The 3,794-nt window shown below is 27.5% G+C and carries 3 protein-coding genes; all 3 read left to right on the forward strand.

Features of this window, described 5'->3' with window-relative positions; translation table 11 throughout:
* Positions 1-376 precede the first annotated feature (376 nt).
* Positions 377-2,671: an AAA family ATPase gene (locus RI68_RS02585; protein ID WP_261974288.1), complete on the forward strand. Its 2,295-nt coding sequence runs from the start codon at positions 377-379 to the stop codon at positions 2,669-2,671.
* 331 nt (positions 2,672-3,002) lie between these two features.
* Positions 3,003-3,086, forward strand: a complete 84-nt coding sequence (locus tag RI68_RS04340) for a hypothetical protein (RefSeq protein ID WP_261974290.1) — start codon at positions 3,003-3,005, stop codon at positions 3,084-3,086.
* A 95-nt stretch (positions 3,087-3,181) separates the two neighbouring features.
* A complete protein-coding gene (locus RI68_RS04345) occupies positions 3,182-3,310 on the forward strand; it encodes a hypothetical protein (protein WP_261974289.1) in 129 nt (42 codons plus the stop codon).
* Positions 3,311-3,794: the final 484 nt, after the last annotated feature.

The raw sequence follows: 3,794 nt of genomic DNA on the forward strand, positions 1-3,794 counted from the left end.
ACTCTTATAAAGTTGATAATAGGTTTAATTCGCTTGTTAAATAGTCTTTTTTGAACTCTTTGTGAAACTAAAAAAACACCCTTTAAAAGATTATTTTTCTAAAATAAAGTTTTTCAGGAATAAAAATTTTAAAGAATCTCCAAAGATAACCTAATATCTTTAAAAAATTTTTATAACCGAAAAAAGGGATTAAAATTGTTAATAAAGTTCTTCTTTTTTATCATTTTCATAGTAAAAATAAAGGAAAAAAAGGATAAAATATTATTGGATAATTGTTTTATATAATTATCATTCAAAAGAAAGGTTTTATCAACTCACGTCAAATAATAATTCCTCAAGATTATATTTTAATAAATTCATCATTATCAAAACATTATTGATTTTATGCCTTAGTGTTTTATTTTTTTTTCATCCCCACAAAGTATTCTCTTTTAGGGGGGTACCGATTTCTAGAGCACTTTTTACTATAAACAAGATTAGATCGTCTTTTTCTAAAATTAAAAAAACCAAATTTATTCCCAAAAATAGAGTCACAAGAAGAAATAAAACTTTTTTATCTTCTAAACAAGAAACTGCAGGAATGATGTTAAATATCCACGATATTATTCCTGATATAGACCATTTATTAACAGAAATGGTCTTGAATTTTTCGGAAGAAGTAGTATCCGCCGTTTCTTTTGTATTTCAAGAGGTCAAACAAAACTGGCAAAAATTTATAACTAGTGTTCCGACAGACAATAAAGAATTTTTAGAAAAGATCGTCTTTCCTTTATATCGTCTTCACAATGCAGTTATTTTTCACCTTGTTATGTCGCCTCAAAAAGTAAGAGAGCGCATTTTACCGACTTATAATGCTTTTTTAGCTAAAAATCAAAATTTATTTTTGCCAGTCTCTGTGCCCAAAATCACAGATGTTTATCTCAATCCTCTAGATCATGTCACTTTTAAAATGCAAGAATATTTAAACCAACGTCAATTCATAGTCCCTAATTTTAAAATAAACATTGCTAATCCTTCTTATAATGCTAATATTTTAAGTATGGAAAAAACGATTCCTTCTGTTTATCCTGATGTTTTAGGGGTTTATCTACATAAGACTTTTTTTTCCTTAGAAACCGAGGAAATAGATATAGAAAATTTATCTTTAGAAAATTCTATAGAAGAAATCGTAGTTTTCCGATCCGTCGCTTTTAAAGAAAGTTCTTTCTCTTGGAAGAAAGATATTATCAATCATACAATAGAAAAAAAGCTTTTATCACGTTATTTAGAACATTTTGTTAAATCAGAGGTTTTACCTACTGATGGTATTTTGTTATACGGCCAACGTACTGATGATAAGCAAAAATTAGTGGAATTGATAGCGAAACAATTAAAAATACCTTTTTATTATGTTTCGGTTGATGCTTTATTTTTAAGTTTTCAACAGAAGAAAGATGATTCTGATTTAAACCAATTAGCTAGTCTTATTCCTTCTGAACGTTCTATTTTGTTCGTTGATAAAATGGATCTTTTTCCACCTGAAGAACCTTTTATGACTCGTTTATTGACTGTTTTAAAAGAAATGCAACAAACACGTTCTTTTTTAATTATTGGCAACGTTAATCAATCAAAAAAGATGCAAAAACCTTTTTTTCCCGCATGTGAGAAACTTTTTGCCATTGATATACCTTTTAATTTATGGAATTTAGATGAAAGATATAAATTTATAAAAATAAAGGGTAAAAAAGTTTTAAAGGATGATTTATCTTTAATGCGTTATATTGCTGATAATACTGCAGATTGGGAGCACCAAGATTTAGAACATCTTTTAGACTTATTGTCCGTTTTTAACCAACAAACGTTGGAAAGAAAAACCACTTTAGAAAACATCCAAGAAAGAATGCATTTTCTGAAACTGACTCGTCTTCATCCGGAATTATCTTGGCCAATATATCAAAAAAATATATTATTTCATCAAGCCGGTCATATTCTAGTCGAAATGGTTTTTAATCCTCCTCTAGGTGGTTCATCGAAAAAAGAGGTAGAAAAACAACCTCCAGCGGGTCCGAAAGTTTGTCATAATTGTTTAACTGTGTTAAATTCAGAAAAAGGAGGAAAAAATGTCGTTTGGCAAACGGATAATTTAATTCACCAAATTTTTTATTCTTTAAGTGGTACTATGGCAGAACAAACTCTATTGGATAACAAATATCAAAGTTTCCATGCTTCTGAAGATTTGCAGAAAGTAAAACGATTGATAAAAGACTTGCAAAAACATCAAAAACCGGAATATAAGTGCTTTTTATCTCAAATAACTCCCCAAGAGGAAGATGAAGAGGAGTATTTAGGGATTCTAAATTTTTTTAAAGAACAAAGTAAAATTTTAATCCAAGCAAATAAGCCTCTTTTAGAAGAAATTATCCATGATTTAGAAAATGATCAACCTTTTGAAAGAGAAGAAACAATTCCTCTGGTGTTGCCGCCTTCTTTGCAAGAAAATAACCTTTTCAAAGTTAATAAATTAGAGACCATAATTCATCCATCAAAGAAAATAGATCCTCATCCGAACCTTTCCTTAGTTTCTGAAACAAAAGAAAAAAACATCTCTTCTTATCAAATCGTGGTTTGGACTATGGCTGCTTTAATCCCTCTTTTAATTATTTACCTTCTTAAAAAAATTTTTAAAGCTTAAATAATGTTTTTTCTTTCGTTGATGAAACGACGAAAAAAGAACCTTTTTTACAATTTAGAACTCTTTTTCATCTTTTTAACTAACCCAAAAAATCTGCTTTTATTATGTTATAATTTCATTAAAAGAGGTAAAATGTGAATTTCTTTAAAATACAATTTATTAGTTTTTTAAAATTATTTAAAAATACGCATTTAAAAGAAATTTTATAACAAAAGAAAAAACAAACTTTTTTTAAGAACAATAATCGGACCTTTTACTTTTTGCAGAATAGAAAAACAGCCTAATCAAACGAAACTATTCATGAAGCAATTATTAAGCAGGTCATGCTGTTATTGGTTTAAAATTAGAACATGCATCTAAGGTCCAAAAAGTAACTATTATTCCGCGCGGAAATACAGATGGTTATAATTTTTAATGATGCCTGCTGAAAAAGAGACTCTTTTTTCTTCTAAAAACAGGATATTGGCGTAAATTACAACTTTTTTAGGTGGTAGAGCAGCCGAATAATTAATGTTTGACGATATATCTAAAGGAAATTATAGCGATTTTAAATATGCTAACCAAATAGCGATTCAAATGGTCACTAAATTAGGAATGTCTGATTTAGTGACCTGTGCAAGATTCAGTTTTGTCGGATAAACAAGCTGTTGATGTAGAAATTAAAAAAAATAGTGAATGAAACGTTAGAAAAAACGCGTCAAATTATTGTTAAAATAAGTCTTTATTAGAAAAAATATCTCATGAATTGTTAGAAAAAGAAACCATTAACAAAGAATATTTGGAAAATTTACTATAATGAAACAACTTACAAACGTTTTTTCATTATAGTAAAAATGCTTTTTTTCTAGGGATGAAGATTTATCTGTTATTTAATAAGGTTTTTTAAGATTTTTTTTATTTGAAATCGTTAAAAAAACCATCATCAACAATTTTTATCATTAAAGATTAAAAGAGTCTAAAAAAACAACAAAAATACATTTTAAAAAAATATCTACAAAATATTTCAATCAGTTTTGCTTTAAAAAAGGCCAATACCGAGAGATAAATAATCAGTTCCCCTTTTAATTATGTTATAATTAAAAGGGGTTTTTTCATTATTTTTTAAATATATTTTAAAAAATAT

The sequence above is a fragment of the Vaccinium witches'-broom phytoplasma str. VAC genome, from assembly GCF_000309405.1.
Classification (GTDB): Bacteria; Bacillota_I; Bacilli_A; order Acholeplasmatales; family Acholeplasmataceae; genus Phytoplasma.